The organism is Microvirga sp. 2YAF29, assembly GCF_052114605.1.
In the GTDB taxonomy this organism is placed as follows: domain Bacteria; phylum Pseudomonadota; class Alphaproteobacteria; order Rhizobiales; family Beijerinckiaceae; genus Microvirga.
This window is the reverse complement of sequence record NZ_JBFRFB010000006.1, coordinates 130,208-150,379: the sequence shown is the minus strand read 5'-3', so window position 1 is coordinate 150,379 and position 20,172 is coordinate 130,208. Positions and strand designations below refer to the sequence as shown.

Below are 20,172 nucleotides of genomic sequence, written 5' to 3'. Positions count from 1 at the left end.
CTGCCTCACTCGATCGGGTTCGCGAGAGCATTGACCGCTGCGGCCGCCATCGCGCTCCCGCCGCGTCGTCCGTGAATGACGAGGTACGGCGCGCGCCCATCACGGACAAGCGCTTCCTTCGATTCCGCCGCGCCGATGAACCCGACGGGAATGCCGATGACAGCGGCGGGCTTCGGCGCGCCGGCATCGAGCATTTCGAGAAGGTGGAAGAGTGCGGTCGGCGCATTGCCGAAGACCACAAGCGCTCCCTCCAAGTGTTCTCGCCACAATTCCATGGCGGCAGCCGAGCGGGTGTTGCCGAGTTCAGCCGCCAGTGCGGGGACGCGTGGATCGTCGAGGGTGCAGATCACCTCGTTGTTCGCAGGAAGTCTCGCGCGCGTGATACCGTTTGCCACCATCTTGGCATCGCACAGGATCGGCGCGCCGCGCTTGAGTGCATCCTCCGCAGCTTCAGCGAAATCCGGCGAAAGGTCCACATCCTTCGGCAGATCCGTCATGCCGCAGGCATGGATCATGCGGACAACCACGCGCTCGGCGGTGCCGGAAAACCGTGACAGGTCGGATTCGGAGCGGATGATCGCGAAGGAGCGGCGATAGATCTCGGCGCCTTCACGGATGTAGTCGCGGGCGTTGTTCATCGCGCCTTCTCCTGTAATGCGCTGCGCAAATCGTCCAGAGTGGTTAAAGGCGATAACTTCTTCATGATCTCTTCGACAGACAAATGAAGGGATGTTGCGTCTCGGGAACAGCCCTGATGGACTATGTCATAACTGTCATCGGATCGCCCAATCAATGTCAGGTCGGATTTTCCGGGATGGGCGCATCCCTTGGCACATCCCGAGACGTGGAGAGTAACGCCTTGAGACAATAGGCCCTTGCAGGCCTCTGCAACCCTCAGAGCATCTGCTGAAGCGGATGTCAGAGCGCTTGCGCAATCAGGTTTGCCGGGGCAGGCATGCAATGAGAGACGAGGATCATTTCCGTCAGTGACGAAGCCGGCCACGGCAGCCGCGTCAAGCAATTCAGTCAGGTGCCTCTGGTCGACGCCAGGGATCAGGATGCCGCGCGTGAACGACAGGCGGATCTCACCGGTGCCGAACCGTTCGCTCCATGAAGCAGCCTGTTCCAACTGCATTCTGGTGCAGCGGCCAAAGGGCAGGGCAAGGAGAACGGCCTTGCTGCTCCCGACGTTCAGAACACCGGCGCGGGATACAGGTTGACCTTGAGGATGCGGAGCGGTCGGCTTTAGCTGCGCCTGTGCCACCAATTGCGGGATGATAGCGGAGTGAAGACCCCGCAGCCGCCGTGCATCCGTCAGGCCCGATGTTCTCATGGCTGCATAGCCTGAGAGAATGGCCTGGACGGCCTCGAGAGTCTGGCCGAGAGAGGTCTCGCCGATCCAATTCCAACCACCGGGCGTTGAAAGAGCGAAGGCAATGATCTCGCTATTGCGAGGCACCAGATGAAGATCGGCGCCGGCCCTGTCGAGCGACAGAGAGCCGCCATTGCCGACAGACACGAAGAACTTGGCAGGGAGCACCCTAATAGGACGTGTCTTCTCCTCGATGGCCTGCGCGAGAGCCAGGGTATCGATGCGTTCGTTCAAATCGATTCCGGCAAGCGGCGACACCATGACGAGACGACTTGGACCATCGCCCTCCGGTTCGACGAGACCTTCGCGATCCAAAAGCGCCACTAAGTCAGGATAGGTCTGTTCGCGCACGCCTCGAATCTGAAGATTGCCGCGTGCGGTGATATCCAAATGGCCGTTGCCATGCCGGCGCGCGACCTCGGCGATGAGGCATGCCTGATCGGCTGTGAGCCGGCCTGCCAGGGGATGGAGGCGCACGAGAAGACCGTCGCCGGTTGCCATGGGACGGCGTATGTCCGGACACCAGCCTTTGCGTATGATCGTGGGTGCCTCTGTCATTCCGCCGCCTCCTGCCGATCATCATGGAGCAGAGATGCCACGGAATTAAGCCGGCTCTGCCACAGGCCGCGCCGTCGTGCCTCGGTCATGCGGTCCCGAATCGCCTGAGATGCAGCCGGGTTTGCCGTTGCGAGCCGCTCGCGAGTGGCTTGATCCGCGACAAGAGCATTGAACAGGAGATCGAAGATCGCGGTCGAAACCGCATTCGTTGTTGCCGCGAACGCGAAGAGTGCGTCCACCCCTTGCGCGATCTCGGCGGCGCCACGCCAGCCATGGCGAAGCTGGCTCTCGATCCAGCGCGGATTCGTCAGACGTCCGCGCACGAGCCGGTCTATGTCCTCGTCAAGGGTGCGAGATTTCGGATTTCCAGGACGGCTTGTGTCGAGGCTGTATAGCGAGGGAGACGCGCCCAGAGCTTCCGCCGCAGCTGCGAAGCCGCCCATGGCATCGGCCGCCGAGTCGCCATCCAGGATGTCACGCTCGGCCACATCGCTCACATGGATGAAGGCCTCAGCCTGTCGGACACGCTGCGAAAAGCTTTCGTCCGCGCTTGCATCCCCTGATGTGCCGAAGGAATGGGACGTTCTGTCAAGGTAAGTATGACCGAGCTCGTGTCTCGCATTCCATTCCCCGTCCAAAGCTTGCGAGGAAACACCCGCTCCATATGTGCCTGGTGCCGATCCAAACACGCGCGAGAGCGGCTCTCCACGACGGCGAGCGGCGGCGAGTTCATTCCACTCGTCATCCTCATCGAGCGCGGCCACAGCACGGACAGCCTGATCGAGAAGGGATATCTGCTCTGGAAACGTGTCCCTGAAGGCGCCGGAAACGCGCAGCGTCACGTCGGCGCGCGGGCGGTCGAGTAGCGGCTGCGGGACGATTTCAAATCCTGTTACGCGAGTGGAGGCGTGATCCCATACGGGGCGCACCCCCATGAGCGCGAGTGCATGTGCGATATCCTCACCGCCTGAGCGCAGCGTGGGCGAGGCCCAAAGGTCCATCACGATCCGGCGCGGCCAGTCGCCTTCCTCCTGCAGATGGCGGCGTACAACCTCGGATGCCGCTCGTGTGCCGAGTTCGGTGGCTGCGCGCGTGGGAATCGCGCGTGGGTCGAGGGTGGCAAGATTGCGGCCGGTGGGCAGAACATCCATCTGTCCGCGCGAAGGCGATCCGGCAGGGCCAGGAACAACGAAGCGACCATCGAGCGCCTTCAACAGACCTCTGCGTTCACCCTCGCTGCAGGCCTCGAAGCCTTCGGGTGCATGCCCGAACACGTGCAAGCCTTCGCGGATCGTGACTTCGCCAAGATCGCAGAGATGGGCATCGAGTCGAGTCAGAGCCTCGTCCATGGGCATCGCATCATCCACGCCGCAGGCGGCAGAAAGACCGCTCGCGCGTGCGCGTTCCAGGATCTCGCCAGCCACGAGCTCCGCCCGCCCCGGATGAAGCACCTGGGCGGAGGAAAACTCCTCCACCAATTCGCGTAAAGCTGCCGCTTCGCCATGCAGGCCCGCTTCGCCGGTTTGCGGCGCAAGATGCCCGATCGTCACGGCACTGATCCGGCGCTTTGCGGGTGCGGCCTCTCCAGGATCATCGACGATGAAGGGATAGATGACCGGAAGCGGACCCATGGTGAGGCGCGGCCAGCAGATGGGTGAAAGTGCTACCGCCTTGCCGGGAAGCCACTCGGTCGTTCCATGCGTTCCTAGATGGATGAGCGCGTGGATATTCTCGATATTCCTCAAGCCGAAATAGAAGGCGAGGTAGCCATGGCTCGGCGGGCAATCGGGGTCGTGGTAGGAGCCTTTGCGGTCCTGCCCATGGCCGCGATCTGGCTGAAGAGCAACGATGATATTGCCTGCTCGCAGGGCGCGAAAGAGGAAGTTTTTACCGTCAAAAAGGGGATCGCTCTCAGGATTGCCCCATCGATGGGTGATCGCGGTGCGCTGCTCGGTGGGAATGCTGTCGAGCCAGGCCCGATAGGCAGAATGGGAAACCTCGAATGAATGATCGCCTGAGGTTAGGCGCGGCATCAAGTCGGCGGCACTGAAGCTTTTTTGCGCGTCATATCCGGCATCATCCAGCAGATCGAGGATGGCGCAGGTGCTCGCTGGCGTATCGAGCCCAACCGCGAAGCCCGCTCGTCCGCCACGCGCCGGATAATCGGAGAGAACAAGCGCCAATCGCCGGTCTTGGTGTGGTGCATGCCTAAGCCTGATCCAGGCCGCAGCCATATCCGCAACCGTGCCGATGGCGTCCGTATCCGGCGCCTGCACGCGATGGGAGAAGCAGAGGGCAGGATCGGCAGACATCTCGGCCTTGAATGAGATGGGGCCTGCCGCGATGCGCCCGTCGAATTCGGGCAGCGCGATCTGCATGGCAAGATCGGCGGCGGAAAGGCCACGGGGCGAAGCCTTCCAGGCATCCTTCGCGCTGCCGACCGGAATGGCCTGAAGAATCGGGCAATTGGCCTCGTCGAGCACGAACCTGGAATCGTCGCGTGAGGAAAAGGCTGTCGTCGTGACGATAACATCAGGACGCCGCGTCTTGATCGCTCGGCGGAGGATAGAGGCGGCCTCCACATCCTTCAGGCTTGAAACAGCGAGGATGAGCGGAGTGATGCCGCGTTCATGAAGGGCAATCGACAGAGCTTCGATGGCTTGCGTGTCGCCAGCGAGAACGGATGAGCGATAGACGAGGATATGAGCGAGCGGGCGCTGATCGGAGTATCCGGCGAGCAGGGTCTCGGGATCGACGATCCCGGTTTCCGGCGTCCAGGCGAAGGCGCGAGGGGCGGCCACAGGCTGCTCCGCAATCGAGTCCGTCTCGCCGATCTCGTGAGCGACGCGCTCAAGGAGACGGCGCATGTTGTCGATGCCGCCAGCCCGGAAGTAGGATTCCAATTCATCGCAGAGAGATGGGGAAACCGTGGCATAGGCTGCAAGCCGTGAGTCGGGGCGATCATCGCCCGGCATCACGGCGAGTTTCACGCCTGCGGCACGGCAGGTTTCGGCTAAGCGGTCCAGTCCGTAACGCCAGTAATCGCGCCCCCCAAGGCAGCGCACGAGAATGAAGCGCGACTTTGCAGCTGTGTCGTCGACATAGAGATCGACCGAAAGAGGATGACGCAGGCGTCGCAGTGAAGCCAGACGGAGCGACGGACCGTCCGGCTTTTGCTTATGAGCGGCCGCCAGCGCACCGAGGTCGCTGTCCGCGAAGGACAGGACCACGATGTCCCCAGGGGGCTGCTGGAGGTCGATGGCCTCAGCGCCTTCATCGAGGGAAATAGCTGTGACCGGAAGGAGGTGCATCTTACCCGTTGCGCAAAGCGGCCTCGACGGCCTTCACGTCGAAACCTTTGAGGCCGATCACCACCATGCGCCCGGCCCGCGTCTCGCCGGCTTTCCAGGGCCGGTCGAAGTGATGGGCGATGCGCTGTCCGACACCCTGAACCACGAGGCGCATGGGCTTGCCTTCGACTGGCGCGAAACCCTTGATGCGCAACACGCCAGCAGCTTCAGCCGCACGTTCCACACGGGCCATCAATGCTTCCGGAGTGGCGACGGCATCGACCGGAATGGCGACGCTGTCAAAATCATCGTGGTCATGGTCATCCGCTGTTTCATGGTGCGAGGGACGAGACTCGAGATCGGCTTCGGCAGCGGCACCGAGACCGAGCAGCACTGTCGGATCGACCTTGCCGTGCGAGGTCTCGATCACCTTCACGGCGCGAGGCAGGTGTTCGTTGATCTCGGCGAGAACCTTCGCCTTGTCGCCTGCTGCCATCTGGTCCGTCTTATTGAGCAGGATGAGATCGGCGCAGAGAAGCTGATCCTCGAAGACTTCTTCGAGCGGGTTCTCGTGATCGACGGAAGCATCGGCGTTGCGCTGGGCCTCCTGCGCATCCGGATTGTCGGCGAAGGCACCGGATGCGACGGCGGGGCCATCCACCACGGCTATCACGCCGTCGACCGTTACGCGTGAGCGGATGTCCGGCCAGTTGAAGGCGCGCACGAGCGGTTTGGGCAGGGCAAGGCCCGATGTCTCGATCAAAATGTGCTCAGGTGGATTTGGCCGGTTGAGAAGTGTGTTCAGAGCAGGCACGAAGTCATCCGCCACCGTGCAGCACAAACAGCCGTTCGGGAGTTCGACGATGTCTTCCTGCGTACAACCTTCGATGCCGCAGCCTTCGATGAATGAACCGTCGAAGCCGAGATCACCGAATTCATTGACGAGAACGGCAAGGCGACGGCCACCCGCATTCTCCAGCAGGTGACGCACCAGCGTGGTTTTGCCGGCACCGAGAAAGCCGGTGATGATGGTGCAGGGTATCTTGGAGAGATCGCTCATGAGGCGAACCTTTCAGCGGCTTTCAATCAGGCCGCGCTGCTTGTCTTGAAAGGAGGAATGCGGGCGACGACGCCTTTGCGGAAGGCTTCCGGCCGCGCGCGCCAAGGCACAAGTCCGTCGGACGTCGCCGCATAAAGGCGAAGTCCTTCGATGATGGTGTCGATTGAGATCTCGGCATCCAGATCGCCGTAAATATAAGTCCAGCGCCCGGGGCCGGAGACTGCGATGGTGCAGGGGCGCTTGCAGACGGAGAGGCATTCGACCGCCTCCACCCGCACCGCAGGAGCACCTGGTTGCGCGAGCGCGTCAGAGAGGGCCCGGTGCAGGACCGCCCCAGGGCGAAGGGCCTTATCGTCAGGGCCGCCTGCCTGCCGGCAGGTGACGCAGACATGGAGGCAGATCTCCTCAGGAGCTGCGGTCATGACCGGGCCGCCCGTTTTATGCGAAGGACGGAAGGGCGATGAAGGCCGCGCCCGTCACGGCGACGGCAAGGCCGGCCAGACGGAACTGGAGCGACGGAGACGCGAAGGACGCCTTCGAGAGCTTGGTCGCCGCATAGGCAATGCCCGTTGTAAGGGCGGTCTGGATCACGACCAGTCCCACGAGATATCCGCCCAGAGGAGCGGCTTCCGCGCCGATGATCGATTCGCCCAGGGCATAGCCATGCACAAGACCGCCCGCGGCAAACAGGGCCGCGATGACAGCATAGGGCAAGGTGGTGCGAAGGGTCGCGGCGATGCCGATGATCACGACGCTCAGCGCTACGAGCAACTCCACCTGCGGAAGATCCGCGCTGGCGAGGTGGATGCCGACGCCCGCTGCCATGGCGAGGATCCAGAAGGCAGGAAGCGTCCAACCACGGGGGAAACGCGAGGAAACCAGACCGACGCCGATGAGGGCGGCGAGGTGATCGAGACCGATGACGGGATGGCCGAGGCCCGACAGAAGGCCCTGGATCAGGGTCGTCGGAGTCTCACCGTCCATAGCGTGATGCGCCAAGGCAGGCGTAGCGGCGAGGAAGCCGCCGAGAGTCAGGGCAAGAAGACTGGTTTTTGGTACTACAGGCATTGTATTCTCCGTCCGGAGACCGTGAGGTCAGTTGAGCTTCCACGGACGGAATCGAATGACTGCCGATCATTCGATTACGGTCACAATCGGCGCACCCCGTCCGATAGTCCCGAGAGAAGCTGTTGATGACGGCAGGTCTCCTGGCTCACGGGTCGATGCCTTGCGCAGCCGCCTTCCCGGAATATTCCAGTGGCTTTCGGAGCGCAGGCTCGCCGTTTACAGTTGCGGGGGCAGCCGCGGTGTCTCACCGCATTCCCTTTTCACCCCGTTGCCGGGGCACCGTCAGAAACATACTTACCGGGGTAAGAAGCATCTTTCAAGCCTGCTCATGAACAGAGAGTGGCCTTGAAATCCTCATCCGTGGTCGTCATGGTGCAGCTCTTTCATAGGGATACATAGACCCGATGCCCCTGAACGACGAGGCGCGCCATCGCGCCAAAATGATCAAACGCAAGGAAGTTCAGGACCGCGAGGTTGCAGCGAAGACAGTCGAGAAGGGGCTTCTCATCGTCAATACCGGCCCGGGCAAAGGCAAATCGACGGCTGCCTTCGGACTCATGCTGCGGGCAATCGGGCGCGGCTTTCATGTCGGCGTCGTACAATTCATCAAGGGCGCCTGGGAGACCGGCGAGAAACTTGCCTTGAATCGATTCTCCGACCAGATCGAATGGCACACCATGGGCGAGGGCTTTACCTGGGAGACGCAGGATCGCGCTCGCGACGTGGCTGCTGCCGAGCGGGCTTGGAGCAAGGCGAAGGAGTTGATGGCGCGCGAAGATATTCGCTTGCTCGTTCTCGATGAACTTAACATCGCCTTGCGCTACGATTACCTGCCTCTCACCGACGTCGTGGAAACGCTGCGTGGGCGCAGAGCCGATCTCCATATCGTCGTGACGGGGCGCAACGCGAAGCCGGAACTGATCGAAGCCGCCGACCTCGTGACGGAGATGACGCTTGTGAAGCACCATTTCGCGGCTGGCGTGAAAGCGCAGCAAGGCATCGAGTTCTGATGCGCGCGCTCATGGTGCAGGGCACCGGTTCGAATGTAGGGAAGTCGCTGCTCGTGGCTGGCCTTTGTCGCGTTTTCGCGCGGCGCGGCTTGAGGGTTCGTCCTTTCAAGCCGCAGAACATGTCGAACAATGCCGCCGTCACGGCGGATGGTGGCGAGATCGGCCGCGCGCAGGCGCTTCAGGCGCGAGCCGCCGGCATTGCGCCGAGCGTTCACATGAATCCGGTTCTGCTTAAGCCGCAAAGCGAGATTGGATCGCAGGTGGTGGTGCAGGGCCGCGTCGTCGGTATAGCGCGGGCGCGCGAATACCAATCATGGAAACCGCGTCTCATGGAAGCTGTCCTGGATAGTTATGGCCGGTTGTCGGACGAGGCCGATCTCGTTCTCGCCGAGGGCGCAGGCTCCGCATCCGAGGTGAACCTGCGCGCAGGCGACATTGCGAATATGGGCTTTGCCCGTGCTGCCAACGTACCGGTGGTGCTCGTCGGCGATATCGACAGAGGCGGCGTCATTGCTAGTCTCGTGGGCACGAAGGCGGTGCTCGATGATGCCGATGCCGCCATGGTCAAGGGGTTCATCGTCAACCGCTTCCGGGGCGATCCGCTCCTGTTCGATGAAGGGATGCGCATCATCGCCGAGCGCACAGGCTGGCCGGCGATTGGCCTTGTGCCACATTTCGCGGATGCTGCACGCTTGCCCGCAGAAGACGGTCTAGGGCTTCGTCGGAAAGGAACCCAGAGGCGGGAGGGTTCCGTTGTGATTGCGGTTCCTGTGACACCCTGGATTTCGAATTTCGACGATCTCGATCCGTTGCGCGAGGAGCCGGGGATTGAGGTCGTACTGGTCGAGCCTGGAGCGCCGCTCCCCGTTCATGCAGCTCTCGTCTTGTTGCCCGGATCGAAAACGACCATCGACGATCTTCATTTCATCCGCGCGCAGGGCTGGGACATCGATCTCAAGGCTCATGTGCGCCGCGGGGAACACGTGCTGGGTCTGTGCGGGGGATATCAGATGCTGGGGCAGCGCATCGACGATCCGCTCGGCATCGAAGGCGCGGCAGGCCGCTCTGTCGAAGGCCTGGGGCTTCTCGACGTAACGACGACGCTGACAGCCAGGAAGCGGCTTGAGGCGGTCACCGGCGCCACGATTTCTGATGGAGCGCCGCTTTCCGGTTATGAAATGCATATCGGCGAGACGACTGGAGCTGAGGCTGCGGAACGTCCTTTCGCGCGGCTGGGAACGGGCCGTTTCGACGGTGCGGTTTCAAAGGATGGGCGTGTCTCCGGCACCTATGTGCATGGCCTCTTCGCGGATGATCTCCAGAGGAAGAGGTGGCTTGAGCGGCTTGGGGCCGAGAGCAGCGATCTCGCCTATGAGGCGTTGGTCGATGACATTCTCGATCGCTTCGCGGATCATCTGGAAGCGAATCTCGATTGCGACCATATTCTCGCGATCAGCGCACGATCAGAAAGCTGACAAGAGCAAGCGCCGCAGCGAGCGCGAATTGCAGTCCGCATGCCGTTCGATAGAGCAAGAGTGCCCGCTCGATATCCTGCGCGGTCGCTTCCGCCCGGCCATCGCCCATCCAGCGATCTTCGATCCGCACATCGCCATAGATGCGCGGTCCTGCCAGACGCAGGCCCAAAGCTCCCGCCATCGCAGCCTCGGGCCAGCCGGCATTGGGGGAGCGATGGTGACGGGCATCCCGCAGGACGGATCTGAAGGCGCCACGTGCCGAGGCATCACGGCTGAGGGAGGCGGCCGCGATGATGAAAAGGGCTGCCAGGCGCGAGGCCGGCAGGTTGATGAGGTCGTCGAACCGTGCCGCCGCCCAACCGAAGGCCTCGTGGCGGGGTGTGCGGTGGCCGATCATGCTGTCTGCCGTATTCGCCGCCTTGTAGAGGGCAGCTCCGGGGAGTCCGCCGAGACCGAGCCAGAAGGCCGGCGCCACGATGCCATCCGAAAAATTCTCGGCCAGGCTCTCAATGGCCGCGCGTGAGACGCCTGCTTCATCAAGACTTTTCGGGTTGCGCCCGACGATCATCGAGACAGCATGCCGTCCCTCATCGAGACCTCCCCCACGCAGACCTTTGGCGACAGCGGCCACATGGTCGTGGAGACTGCGCTGAGCCAGGAGAGTGCTGGCGAGCATCGCGAGAATCACCAGGCCTGTCATCCCAAGGGGGAACAGGAGAAATTGTAGAAACCACGCTGCCAACCCTGTTACGAAGAGAATGACGGCGAGGGCCAGAATGCCGGCCGCACGACGAACCTTGGGACGGCAAGTTTCCTGGTTGAGACCGTGATCGAGGAGCTTGATCAGCCGACCTATCCAGGTGACGGGATGCCCAATGGCCGTGTAAAGCCGGTTCGGGTAACCGAAGGCCGCTTCCGTCGCGAGGGCGAGAACCAGGATGAGCAGACTATCGGGCAGAACCATGGGTGAGATCGAATGAGTGAGGCGCAGATCTGGCACGGAGGCGATCTGGGTGAAGCCGCAAGGCTCTTCCCCGATGCGCCCCAACCGTGGGTCGACCTGTCGACAGGGATCAATCCCATATCCTATCCCATGCCCCCGTTGCCACCCTCCATCTTTCAACGACTGCCGTCACCGGAGGATCACAAGGATCTGGAGCGTGCTGCCTCCAGGGCTTATGGCACCGCCGATGCCGGCATGGTCGTGGCGGCTCCCGGAACGCAAGTCCTGATCAGTCTTCTGCCTGCCCTCTGGCAAAAGTCGCATGTTGCCGTGTTGGGGCCAACCTATGCCGAACATGCGCGGGCTTGGCGCATGGCAGGCCATAGGGTTGTGGAATGCGCAACGCCTGAGCAGGCACCGGATGCCGACATCCTCATTGTCGTGAACCCGAACAATCCAGATGGTCGAATCATTCCAAGGCAGGATCTGATTGGGATATCTAACCGTCTCCGCGAGCAGGGGGGATGGTTGATCGTCGATGAAGCCTTCGCCGATTTCGATGCAGGCAAAACCCTCGTTCCGCACCTGCCTGACAACGCCATTGTTCTGCGCTCGTTCGGCAAAACCTATGGTCTGGCAGGCATAAGGCTCGGCTTTTCGATTACTGGGATCGACATGGCTGAAAAGCTGAGGACGATGCTCGGGCCCTGGGCGGTTTCAGGTCCTGCCATCGAGGTTGGCCGTCAGGCTCTCTGCGACCACGCATGGCTGGCTGCTGCACAAGAGGCACGTGCCGCCGATGCCCGACGCCTCGATAGCATTCTGATGTCTGTTGCCGATAGCGCCCCGAAGGGCACGACGCTGTATCGCCTGATGGAGTGCAAGCAGGCGCCGGACCTTTTCAAGCATTTGGGGCGCAGCGGCATTTGGGTGCGCCGCTTCGAATATAATTCCCGACGCCTCCGGTTCGGACTGCCGGGCTCGGAAGCTGCATGGACGCGGCTTGAGGGGGCAATCGCAACGTATCGACGTTGAGATTCGTGCCCCCAAGCCCGTGATTGTTAAAGCGGCAATCCTCTCAAGGATGACACCGCTGTCATGACACCACGGATTTCCGCGAGGCCTTTCAGGCGGCCGATAGCCGGATACCCTGGATGTGTGGACTTTCCTACGTCGTCGAGCAATTCATGACCATGGTCCGGGCGGAAGGGGATGCGCCATCTGTCATCCCCTGAATCCTTGCGGCGCTTCTGTTCTTCCAGAAGAAGGCTGACGACGGAAACCATATCGGTGTCACCTCCAAGGTGATCCGCTTCCATGAAGGATCCATCAGAATCTTTGGCGACGTTGCGCAGATGGGCAAACCAGATGCGGTCTGAAAAGCGCTTGGCGATTCCCGGCACGTCGTTTGCGGCGTTCGCACCCAGCGATCCGCAGCAAAGCGTGAGGCCGTTGGCCGGAGAGCCCACGGAGTCGAGAATGAAAGCGATGTCCTCTTCGTTGGAGACGATGCGCGGCAAGCCCATCAAAGAGCGCGGCGGATCGTCCGGGTGGATGCACATGCGGATGCCGACTTCTTCCGCCGTGGGAATGACCTCGCGCAGGAAACGCGCAAGATTGCTCCGCAGTGAATCCTTGTCGATGCCGCGATAACGGTTGAGCATCACGCGAAGGCCGGGAACGTCATAACGATCATAGGCGCCGGGCAAACCTGCCATAATGCTTTCGAGGAGCTTGCGTCGGTCGGCCTCCGTCGAGCGGTCAAACCATTCCCGGGCACGCGTCAGGACATCGCTCGAGAAATCCTCTTCTGCTCCAGGGCGCTCGAGCATGAAGCAGTCGAATGCCGCGAATTCATGAAGGTTGAAACGCAGTGCCGTGCCGCCGCCGGGAAGCGGGTAGGCAAGCTCTGTGCGCGTCCAATCCACGACCGGCATGAAGTTATAGCAAATGGTGGTGACACCGCATTGTGCGAGGTTGCGCAGGGACTGGCGATAATTGTCGAAGAGAGGCTTCAGGTCGCCTTCGCCGATCTTGATGTTTTCATGAATCGGCAGGCTTTCGACCACGCTCCAGCGAAGACCAAGAGAGGCATCGGATCCGATCAGCGCCTTGCGTTCTTCGATTTCCTCGATGCTCCAGATGACACCATAGGGGATGTGATGAAGGGCCGTCACGATACCCGTCGCGCCGGTCTGACGAATATGGGGGAGCTTGACGACATCGTCAGGGCCGAACCAGCGCCAGGTCTGTTCCATGAGTGTCTCCTTACAGGATGGGCCGATAGGCCGGTCCTCTTTTCGATTTTACATCACAGCGCCGACCTGCCAGGGCAGGAACTCGGCGTCGCCGTATCCGAGCTCTTCCGATTTGGAGCGCTCGCCGGAGACAATCTTCAAAATCGTCTCAAAAATCTCTTGCCCCTTTTCGGCAACCGGTACGCCGTCGAGGATATCGCCGCAATTGATATCCATGTCGTCGATCATGCGGCGGTAGATCTCGCTGTTGGTTGCGAGCTTAATCGAGGGCGTAGGCTTGCAGCCATAGGCTGATCCGCGACCGGTGGTAAAGCATAGAACATTCGCGCCGCCGGCCACTTGCCCCGTTGCCGAGACAGGATCGTAACCGGGTGTATCCATGAACACGAAACCTTTTGCCGTGACTGGCTCAGCGTAGCGATAGACGCCATTGAGTGTCGTCGTGCCACCCTTGGCGGCGGCGCCTAAGGATTTTTCGAGGATCGTGGTGAGGCCGCCGGCCTTGTTACCAGGCGATGGGTTGTTATTCATCTCACCGCGATTGCGGGCCGTGTAATCTTCCCACCACGCGATCAGCTCGACGAGCTTCTCACCGATTTCGTGTGTGGCCGCGCGCCGCGTGAGAAGATGCTCCGCGCCATAAATTTCCGGCGTCTCGGACAGAATCGCAGTTCCACCGTGATGGACCAGAAGATCGACGGCGGCTCCCAAGGCCGGATTGGCGGTGATGCCCGAATAGCCGTCCGATCCACCGCATTGCAGGGCCAGCATCAGCTCGGAGACCGGAGCCGTCTCGCGTTTCACCTTGTTCGCTAAGGGCAGCATGTCACGGATCGCGGCGACACCGGCCTCGACGGACTTTCTCGTGCCGCCGGTATCTTGAATCGTCAGGGACCGGAAGGTGTCGCTCTCCTCGATGTTGTAGAGTTCCTTCCATCGGCCGATCTGGAACACCTCGCAGCCAAGGCCCACCATCAGCACGCCGGCCATGTTGGGATTGGAGGCGTATCCCCATTGGGTGCGCTTGAGAATATCTGAGCCTTCGCCCTTCTGATCCATGCCGCAGCCAGTGCCATGGACGAGCGGAATGACACCATCGACATTGGGATAATCGTCGAGAAGGCCCGAGCGCTCGACCTCGCGCGCAATGAAACGCGCGACCGAGGCCGAGCAGTTCACGCTGGTGAGAATTGCCAGGTAATTACGCGTGCCGACTTTGCCGTTCGAACGTCGGAAGCCCTCGAAGGTAGCCTGCAATGCGACGGGAAGGACTTCTTCCGCCTGCGCATCCTCGGCGAAATGGTAGTCGCGTGCGAAGGCGTGCATCTCCACATTGTGTTCGTGCAGCCATTCGCCCGGCTCGATTGGTTTTGAAGCGAAGCCGATGATCTGCCCGAATTTCAGGATCGGCTCGCCTTGACTGATTGGGGCAATCGCCATTTTGTGCCCCTTGGGCACACGGTCCTTGGCGGTAACATTGTGAACGACCGCGCCGGGCATGATAGCATCGACTGCGACCACCAGCTTGTCGCTCTCGTGCAGGCGCACGCTGCGTGGCGACAGGGCAGGCTTGTCCAACATGGTTCCATCCTTACGGCGCCCCGATCTTCGCGAGCACGGCGCGCTTAGGCGCTGAGTGCTTCGGGAGACGCACTTGTTTCCGGTTCAAAAAGGTCGGGATACTGAGCGGCGAGTTCCGGCAGCGAACGCAGGATCTCGCTCAGATGCTGCTGCATCGCCTGTTCGGCGGCGACAGGATTCTTGGCCTTGATCGCGTCCACGATGACGATGTGCTGCGCAAGCACCGCATGGCGTGGAAGAGCCTTGGTCATGTCAAGAAATCGCACCCGGTCCATCTGAGGTTTGATGTCCTCGATCATCTGCCAAGCTGCAGGGCGCCCCGCCGTTTCCGCAAGAAGCCGGTGAAACTCTTCGTCGAGTGAGAGGAACTCCTCCGTGGAGGCGGAGCGCTGCGCGCGGCGTTGCCGCGTCAGGCTCGCGTTCAGCTCGGCAACCATCACAGGGGTTGCATTCATGGCGGCCTCGCGCACGACAGCCGATTCCACGGCGGCGCGGATGAAGCGGCCATCCTCGACCGCAGCCTTCGAGATTTTGACGACCTGCGTCCCTCGCTGCGGCAGAACCCGCACGAGGCCCGCCTCGCTCAGCTTGATCAGGGCCTCCCGCACCGGGGATCGGCTGACGCCGAAACGCTGGGCAAGATCCTGTTCCGACAACATTTCCCCGGGTGCCAGCTGCATCGTCACTATGGCTTGGCGTAAGGCGCGCGTGACTTGCCGGGCCATTGGTTCGCGGCCGGTATCGAGCTTGGAGAGGGGCGGTCTATTAGTCATAAGTGGCACACTACCATACTAGTAGACCATTGCAAAGGAGATCGGATCTCTCTAAAGTTTACCCAACGGCGCTTAAAACTCGGCCATTCATGGTGGAGGCGAGCGCCAGGGAGAACGCCATGCTGATCCATCCGGACCGGCTGTTTCCTGCCGAGCCTGAGGCCCGTGCTGTGGCCCGTAGGCTCTATGCGGGAATCCAGGATCTGACCATCATTTCGCCTCATGGCCATACGGATCCGCGCTGGTATGCGGAGAATGAACCTTTTCCCGATCCCGCCGCTCTCTTCGTCATTCCCGATCACTATATTTTCCGCATGCTCTACAGCCAGGGTGTGCGGCTTGAGGATCTCGGCATTCCGGCCAAGGATGGAGGCCCTGTCGAAAAGGACCCCCGTAAGATCTGGCGTCGTTTCGCTGCACAATACGATCTCTTTCGCGGCACTCCGACGCGCACCTGGCTCGATCATACCTTCGCCACGCTCTTTGGATTCACGGAACGGCTCTCCGAGAAGAATGCGGATGAATACTATGATCGTATCGATGCGGCGTTGCGTACCCCGGAATTTCGTCCGCGCGCTCTTTTCGAGCGCTTTCGCATTGAAGCCATCGCCACGACGGAAAGTCCGCTTGATTCCTTGAAACACCATGAGACGATCCGGCAATCGGGCTGGAAGGGTCGCGTCGTGACGGCCTATCGTCCCGATCCTGTCGTCGATCCGGATTTCGACGGCTTCCGTGACAATGTCCTTCGCTTTGGCGAAATTACCGGCTGCGACACGTCCACCTGGAGCGGATACCTCGAAGCCCACCGCAAACGGCGCGCCTTCTTCCGTGAGTACGGAGCCACCTCCACCGATCACGGCCATCCGACTGCGCGCACAGCCGACCTTCCCAAGGCCGACGCAGAAGCTCTGTTCCGCCGCGTATCGGCAGGCGATATGCATCAAGGCGATGCCGAGCTGTTCCGTGCTCAGATGCTCAGCGAGATGGCGGCGATGAGCGTGGAGGACGGCATGGTGATGCAGATCCACCCAGGCTCGTTCCGTAATCACAACCACAAGATCTACAGTCGGTTCGGTCGTGATATGGGTGCCGATATTCCATCGCAGACGGGTTACGTGAATGCACTCAAGCCGCTGCTCGACCGTTACGGGAACGAGCCGAACCTGACCGTCATTCTCTTTACCTTGGATGAGACAAGTTACTCGCGCGAGCTGGCTCCCTTGGCGGGGCATTATCCCATCCTGAAGCTCGGCCCTGCCTGGTGGTTCTTCGATGCGCCAGAGGGCATGCGGCGATTTCGTGAACTCACCACGGAGACCGCGGGCTTCTACAACACAGTCGGCTTCAACGACGACACCCGGGCTTACCTGTCCATTCCGGCACGCCACGACGTCGCGCGCCGAGTGGATTGCGCGTATCTCGCCAATCTCGTGACAACCCATCGCCTCGATGAAGATGAGGCGAATGAGGTGGCATACGACCTCGCATATCGCCTCGCGAAAGAGGCTTACAAGCTGTGACGATGGGCATGGCCCTCGACGGCCATGCAGCACAGAAAAGGGAGGAAGACGATGACGAACGTGATCACCAGAAGGACTTTCGTCGGCGGGGTCGCCGGTGCTGCCGGTGTCGCCGCGCTCGGCGGGCGCGCCTTGGCCCAGCAGTTGCCGCTGCCGACGAGCCCTGTGGCGCTCAACATCATTGATGTTGCCGGCAATCTGGCCCTGACACAGAAAGCTATCGAGAACTATCGCAAGGCGAAGCCCAATCTCGTCTCGCGTATCACATTCACCAAAGCTCCGGCGCCGGAGCTTGCGGGTAAGATCAAGGCGCAGCAGGATGCTGGCCGCGTCGATATCGACCTCGTGCTGACCGGCACGGACGCACTCTCTGCGGGCATCGATCAGAAACTCTGGGTCGAGATGATTCCGCAGCATGCGGGCTCTCTGCCGAAGCTCGACGATATTTATCTTCCGCCTGCCGCCAAGATGCAGACCCTCGCCAAGGGACAAGGCGTCGTCGTGACTTACTATCCGTCGGGGCCACTGCTTGAGTACATGCCCGACAAGGTAAAGACCGTGCCCACGACGGCTGAGGAGCTTCTCGCCTATAGCAAAGCCAATCCGGGCCGCTTCCTTTATGCACGCCCCGCGAATTCGGGGCCGGGCCGTACCTTCATCATGGGCCTTCCCTACATCCTCGGAGACAGCAATCCGCAAGATCCGGCAAAGGGGTGGGACAAGACATGGGCTTTCCTCAAGGAGCTGGGGCAGAACGTCGAGTATTACCCGTCCGGCACCGGCGCCGTGATGAAGGAACTCGGCGAAGGCTCGCGCGACATGACTGTGTCCACCACCGGCTGGGACATCAATCCGCGCGTTCTGGGCGTCGTGCCGAAAGAGGCGAAAGTCGCTGCGCTCAAGGGCTTCCACTGGGTCGCGGATGCCCATTATATGTGCGTGCCCAAGGGGCTGTCGAACGAGAAGCTCGCTGTCCTCATCGACCTCATGAACTTCCTGCTCACCAAGGAGCAGCAGGCTTACACCTACGATGAAGGCTACTTCTATCCAGGTCCTGCCGTGAAGGGCGTGACGCTCGACATGGCCCCCCCGGAAAGCCAAGCCGCAATCAAGGAATTCGGCCGTCCTGAATACGAGAAGTGGATCGCCGAGAATCCAATCGAGTTGCCGCTCCAGCCCGAGCAGATGGTCGTCGCCTTCCGCATGTGGGACGAGCAGGTGGGCGGCGCGAAGCGCAAATAAGATAAGACAAGCGAAGGATCCGCGATGACCATTGCCCTTTCCCAATTCGACGAAGTGCGGCTCGACCGGGTCAGCCGTGACTTCGGGGCGCTCAACGCTTTGCGTGACATCTCTCTCACGATCCGGCGGCGCGAGTTCATCGCGCTGCTCGGCCCATCGGGATGCGGGAAGTCAACGACGTTGAACTGCATCGCGGGTCTTCTTCCTGTAACGGGTGGCGCGATCTGGCTCGACAAGAACCGTGTCGATACCCTGCGCCCCGAGGAGCGCGGATTCGGCATGGTGTTCCAGAACTATGCGCTTTTCCCGCATCTCAACGTACGCCAGAATATAGGCTTCGGGCTTAAGATGCGCGGACGGCCGAAAGCGGAGATCGACCGCAAGGTCGATGAGGCGCTCAACCTCGTGCGCCTCAAAGGACAGGAAAACAAACTGCCGGGCCAGCTCTCGGGCGGCCAGCAGCAGCGTGTCGCGATCGCGCGGGCCATCGTGATCGAACCGCCGCTTGTCCTGATGGATGAGCCTCTGTCCAATCTCGACGCCAAACTGCGTCTCGAAATGCGCGCCGAGATCCGGCGCATTCACAACGAGCTTGGGGCTACCACGATTTATGTGACGCACGATCAGGACGAGGCCTTGTCGCTGGCCGACCGCATTGTCGTCTTGCGCGACGGCGTCGTCCGTCAGGTCGGATCGCCGAAGGAGCTTTATGAAGCGCCTTCCCATCTCGACGTGGCGGACTTCATGGGGTTCCGCAACAAGCTGCGCGGAAAGGTGGTCGCGGCCGAGGGCGGCCGTGTCGTGGTCGACGTCGAAGGGACACGGTTCAGCGGAACCGCCCGCGAAACATTGTCTGTCGGTTCAAGCGCTTATGCAGCGATCCGTTCGGACGATCTCGAGCTCGGAGAGCCCAGCCCGGATGCATTGAGGGTGACCGTCGACACTATCGAGTATCGCGGGCGTGAGTTTGTCGGTACGGCGCATAGTACGGGCGGGCTGGATGTCGTGTTCCGTGCTCATCAGGCGGTGGAGCCCGGATCCTCCGTGCACCTCCGTGCTGACAATCAACGCATTCTCGTCTTCGCGGAGCCAATCCAGGGGAGGAACTGATGGACACCGTTGCCACAGCAACTCCCATCGACCATGGCCCGAGCCTGCGCCAGCGCTTGGCCGCCCGTGGCTTCGACGCCGTGACGCTTCTCGTCATTCCAGCGGCAATCTTCAGTCTACTGCTCTTCGTCTATCCCTTCGCCTTCGGCTTTCTTCTCTCCTTCGAGCCGAAGAACGGCGAGTGGCTTGCCAATTACCAGCGGTTCTTTTCAGACTCGTATCTTTACGACACCATCGGCAAGACCCTATGGCTCGCGATCCCGACCACACTGGTCAACCTGATCCTTGCGGTTCCAATTGCATTCCGCGTGCGCCTGTTGCGCCATCAGCGTCTGCTGACCACGATCCTCGTTCTTCCAATCACCCTCGGTACGGTGCTCGTCGCAGAGGGCTTGCTGAACTATCTCGGACCGCAAGGGTGGTTCAACCGTACGCTGATGGCATTTGGCCTGATCTCCCAGCCGCTTAAGCTTGTCCATAATTACTGGGGTGTCTTCGCCTCACTCGTGATAACAGGCTTCCCTTTCACCTTCCTGCTGACGCTTTCTTACGTGACCGGTATCGATCCCGCCCTGGAGCAGGCGGGTGCAACGCTTGGTGCGAATGCGTGGCAGCGATTCCGCCACATCTATCTGCCGCTCCTGATGCCAGGCTTCGCCATTACCTTCTGCTTGTCTTTCGTGCAGGCGTTTTCGGTGTTCCCATCGGCAGTGCTTCTCGGCGAGCCGGCGAATCTGACGCGTGTAATCTCGATCGCGGCCTATCAGGCGGCTTTCGAGGAATATGATTATTCCATGGCTTCCGCAGTCGCGATGATCATGGGTTTCGTCCAACTCGCCATCGTGATGGCTGTGTTGGCGGCTCGTGGCTTGTTCTACCGTGGTCCTGCTTCCGGCGCGAAAGGGTGAG

Annotated in this window: 17 protein-coding genes and 1 riboswitch; of the genes, 7 read left to right on the top strand and 10 right to left on the bottom strand. The window is 61.2% G+C overall.

All coding sequences use genetic code 11. From position 1 onward, the window contains the following. Positions 1-5 precede the first annotated feature (5 nt). Genes AB4Y85_RS10280 through AB4Y85_RS10255 form a run of 6 tightly spaced genes read right to left on the bottom strand, consistent with a single transcriptional unit; the run spans position 6 to position 7,348 of the window. Positions 6-638, bottom strand: coding sequence for a precorrin-8X methylmutase (locus AB4Y85_RS10280; protein ID WP_441984793.1), 633 nt, complete (start codon positions 636-638; stop codon positions 6-8). Next, positions 635-1,930, bottom strand: coding sequence for a precorrin-3B synthase (gene cobG / locus AB4Y85_RS10275; protein ID WP_441984792.1), 1,296 nt, complete (start codon positions 1,928-1,930; stop codon positions 635-637). Before cobG ends, AB4Y85_RS10280 begins: the two co-directional genes overlap by 4 nt. Then, on the bottom strand, positions 1,927-5,241 hold the full coding sequence (gene cobN, locus AB4Y85_RS10270; protein ID WP_441984791.1) for a cobaltochelatase subunit CobN: 3,315 nt from the start codon (positions 5,239-5,241) through the stop codon (positions 1,927-1,929). The genes cobG and cobN overlap by 4 nt, the downstream gene beginning before the upstream one ends. Before the next feature lies 1 nt (position 5,242). Then, a complete protein-coding gene (gene cobW, locus AB4Y85_RS10265) occupies positions 5,243-6,280 on the bottom strand; it encodes a cobalamin biosynthesis protein CobW (RefSeq protein WP_441984790.1) in 1,038 nt (345 codons plus the stop codon). Between the two features lie 26 nt (positions 6,281-6,306). Then, a complete protein-coding gene (locus tag AB4Y85_RS10260; protein WP_441984789.1) occupies positions 6,307-6,702 on the bottom strand; it encodes a DUF1636 family protein in 396 nt (131 codons plus the stop codon). 16 nt (positions 6,703-6,718) lie between these two features. Continuing rightward, on the bottom strand, positions 6,719-7,348 hold the full coding sequence (locus tag AB4Y85_RS10255) for a HupE/UreJ family protein (protein ID WP_441984788.1): 630 nt from the start codon (positions 7,346-7,348) through the stop codon (positions 6,719-6,721). 113 nt (positions 7,349-7,461) lie between these two features. Beyond that, positions 7,462-7,647, bottom strand: a riboswitch (cobalamin riboswitch). Positions 7,648-7,752: 105 nt separating this feature from the next. Here AB4Y85_RS10255 and cobO point away from each other — a divergent pair. Further along, complete coding sequence (gene cobO / locus AB4Y85_RS10250; RefSeq protein ID WP_441984787.1) at positions 7,753-8,358, top strand: cob(I)yrinic acid a,c-diamide adenosyltransferase; 606 nt, start codon at positions 7,753-7,755, stop codon at positions 8,356-8,358. 11 nt (positions 8,359-8,369) lie between these two features. After that, on the top strand, positions 8,370-9,833 hold the full coding sequence (locus AB4Y85_RS10245) for a cobyric acid synthase (protein WP_441984924.1): 1,464 nt from the start codon (positions 8,370-8,372) through the stop codon (positions 9,831-9,833). On the opposite strand, the gene cbiB is transcribed toward AB4Y85_RS10245, so the two are convergent. Then, positions 9,811-10,797, bottom strand: a complete 987-nt coding sequence (gene cbiB / locus AB4Y85_RS10240) for an adenosylcobinamide-phosphate synthase CbiB (protein WP_441984786.1) — start codon at positions 10,795-10,797, stop codon at positions 9,811-9,813. The two genes, AB4Y85_RS10245 and cbiB, sit on opposite strands and share 23 nt — an antisense overlap. Before the next feature lie 12 nt (positions 10,798-10,809). On the opposite strand from cbiB, the gene cobD reads away from it, so the two are divergent. After that, complete coding sequence (gene cobD, locus AB4Y85_RS10235; RefSeq protein WP_441984785.1) at positions 10,810-11,811, top strand: threonine-phosphate decarboxylase CobD; 1,002 nt, start codon at positions 10,810-10,812, stop codon at positions 11,809-11,811. 26 nt (positions 11,812-11,837) lie between these two features. On the opposite strand, the gene uxuA is transcribed toward cobD, so the two are convergent. From uxuA to AB4Y85_RS10220, 3 genes are read right to left on the bottom strand one after another with little or no spacing between them, the layout of a single operon-like run. Continuing rightward, positions 11,838-13,034 carry a mannonate dehydratase gene (gene uxuA, locus AB4Y85_RS10230; protein ID WP_441984784.1) on the bottom strand — a complete coding sequence of 399 codons (1,197 nt, stop codon included), beginning with the start codon at positions 13,032-13,034 and terminating at the stop codon, positions 11,838-11,840. Positions 13,035-13,082: 48 nt separating this feature from the next. After that, positions 13,083-14,615 carry a UxaA family hydrolase gene (locus AB4Y85_RS10225; RefSeq protein WP_441984783.1) on the bottom strand — a complete coding sequence of 511 codons (1,533 nt, stop codon included), beginning with the start codon at positions 14,613-14,615 and terminating at the stop codon, positions 13,083-13,085. 44 nt (positions 14,616-14,659) lie between these two features. Further along, a complete protein-coding gene (locus tag AB4Y85_RS10220) occupies positions 14,660-15,388 on the bottom strand; it encodes a GntR family transcriptional regulator (RefSeq protein ID WP_441984782.1) in 729 nt (242 codons plus the stop codon). A 119-nt stretch (positions 15,389-15,507) separates the two neighbouring features. On the opposite strand from AB4Y85_RS10220, the gene uxaC reads away from it, so the two are divergent. The 4 genes from uxaC to AB4Y85_RS10200 are packed head-to-tail and all read left to right on the top strand — an operon-like array spanning position 15,508 to position 20,171. Then, entirely contained in the window at positions 15,508-16,911 is a 1,404-nt protein-coding gene (gene uxaC, locus AB4Y85_RS10215; RefSeq protein ID WP_441984781.1) for a glucuronate isomerase, read from the top strand. 51 nt (positions 16,912-16,962) lie between these two features. Further along, positions 16,963-18,153 (top strand): ABC transporter substrate-binding protein, encoded by a 1,191-nt coding sequence (locus AB4Y85_RS10210; protein ID WP_441984780.1) that lies wholly within the window; start codon positions 16,963-16,965, stop codon positions 18,151-18,153. 24 nt (positions 18,154-18,177) lie between these two features. Next, positions 18,178-19,263, top strand: coding sequence for an ABC transporter ATP-binding protein (locus AB4Y85_RS10205; RefSeq protein WP_441984779.1), 1,086 nt, complete (start codon positions 18,178-18,180; stop codon positions 19,261-19,263). Further along, positions 19,263-20,171: an ABC transporter permease gene (locus tag AB4Y85_RS10200; protein WP_441984778.1), complete on the top strand. Its 909-nt coding sequence runs from the start codon at positions 19,263-19,265 to the stop codon at positions 20,169-20,171. Before AB4Y85_RS10205 ends, AB4Y85_RS10200 begins: the two co-directional genes overlap by 1 nt. Position 20,172: the final 1 nt, after the last annotated feature.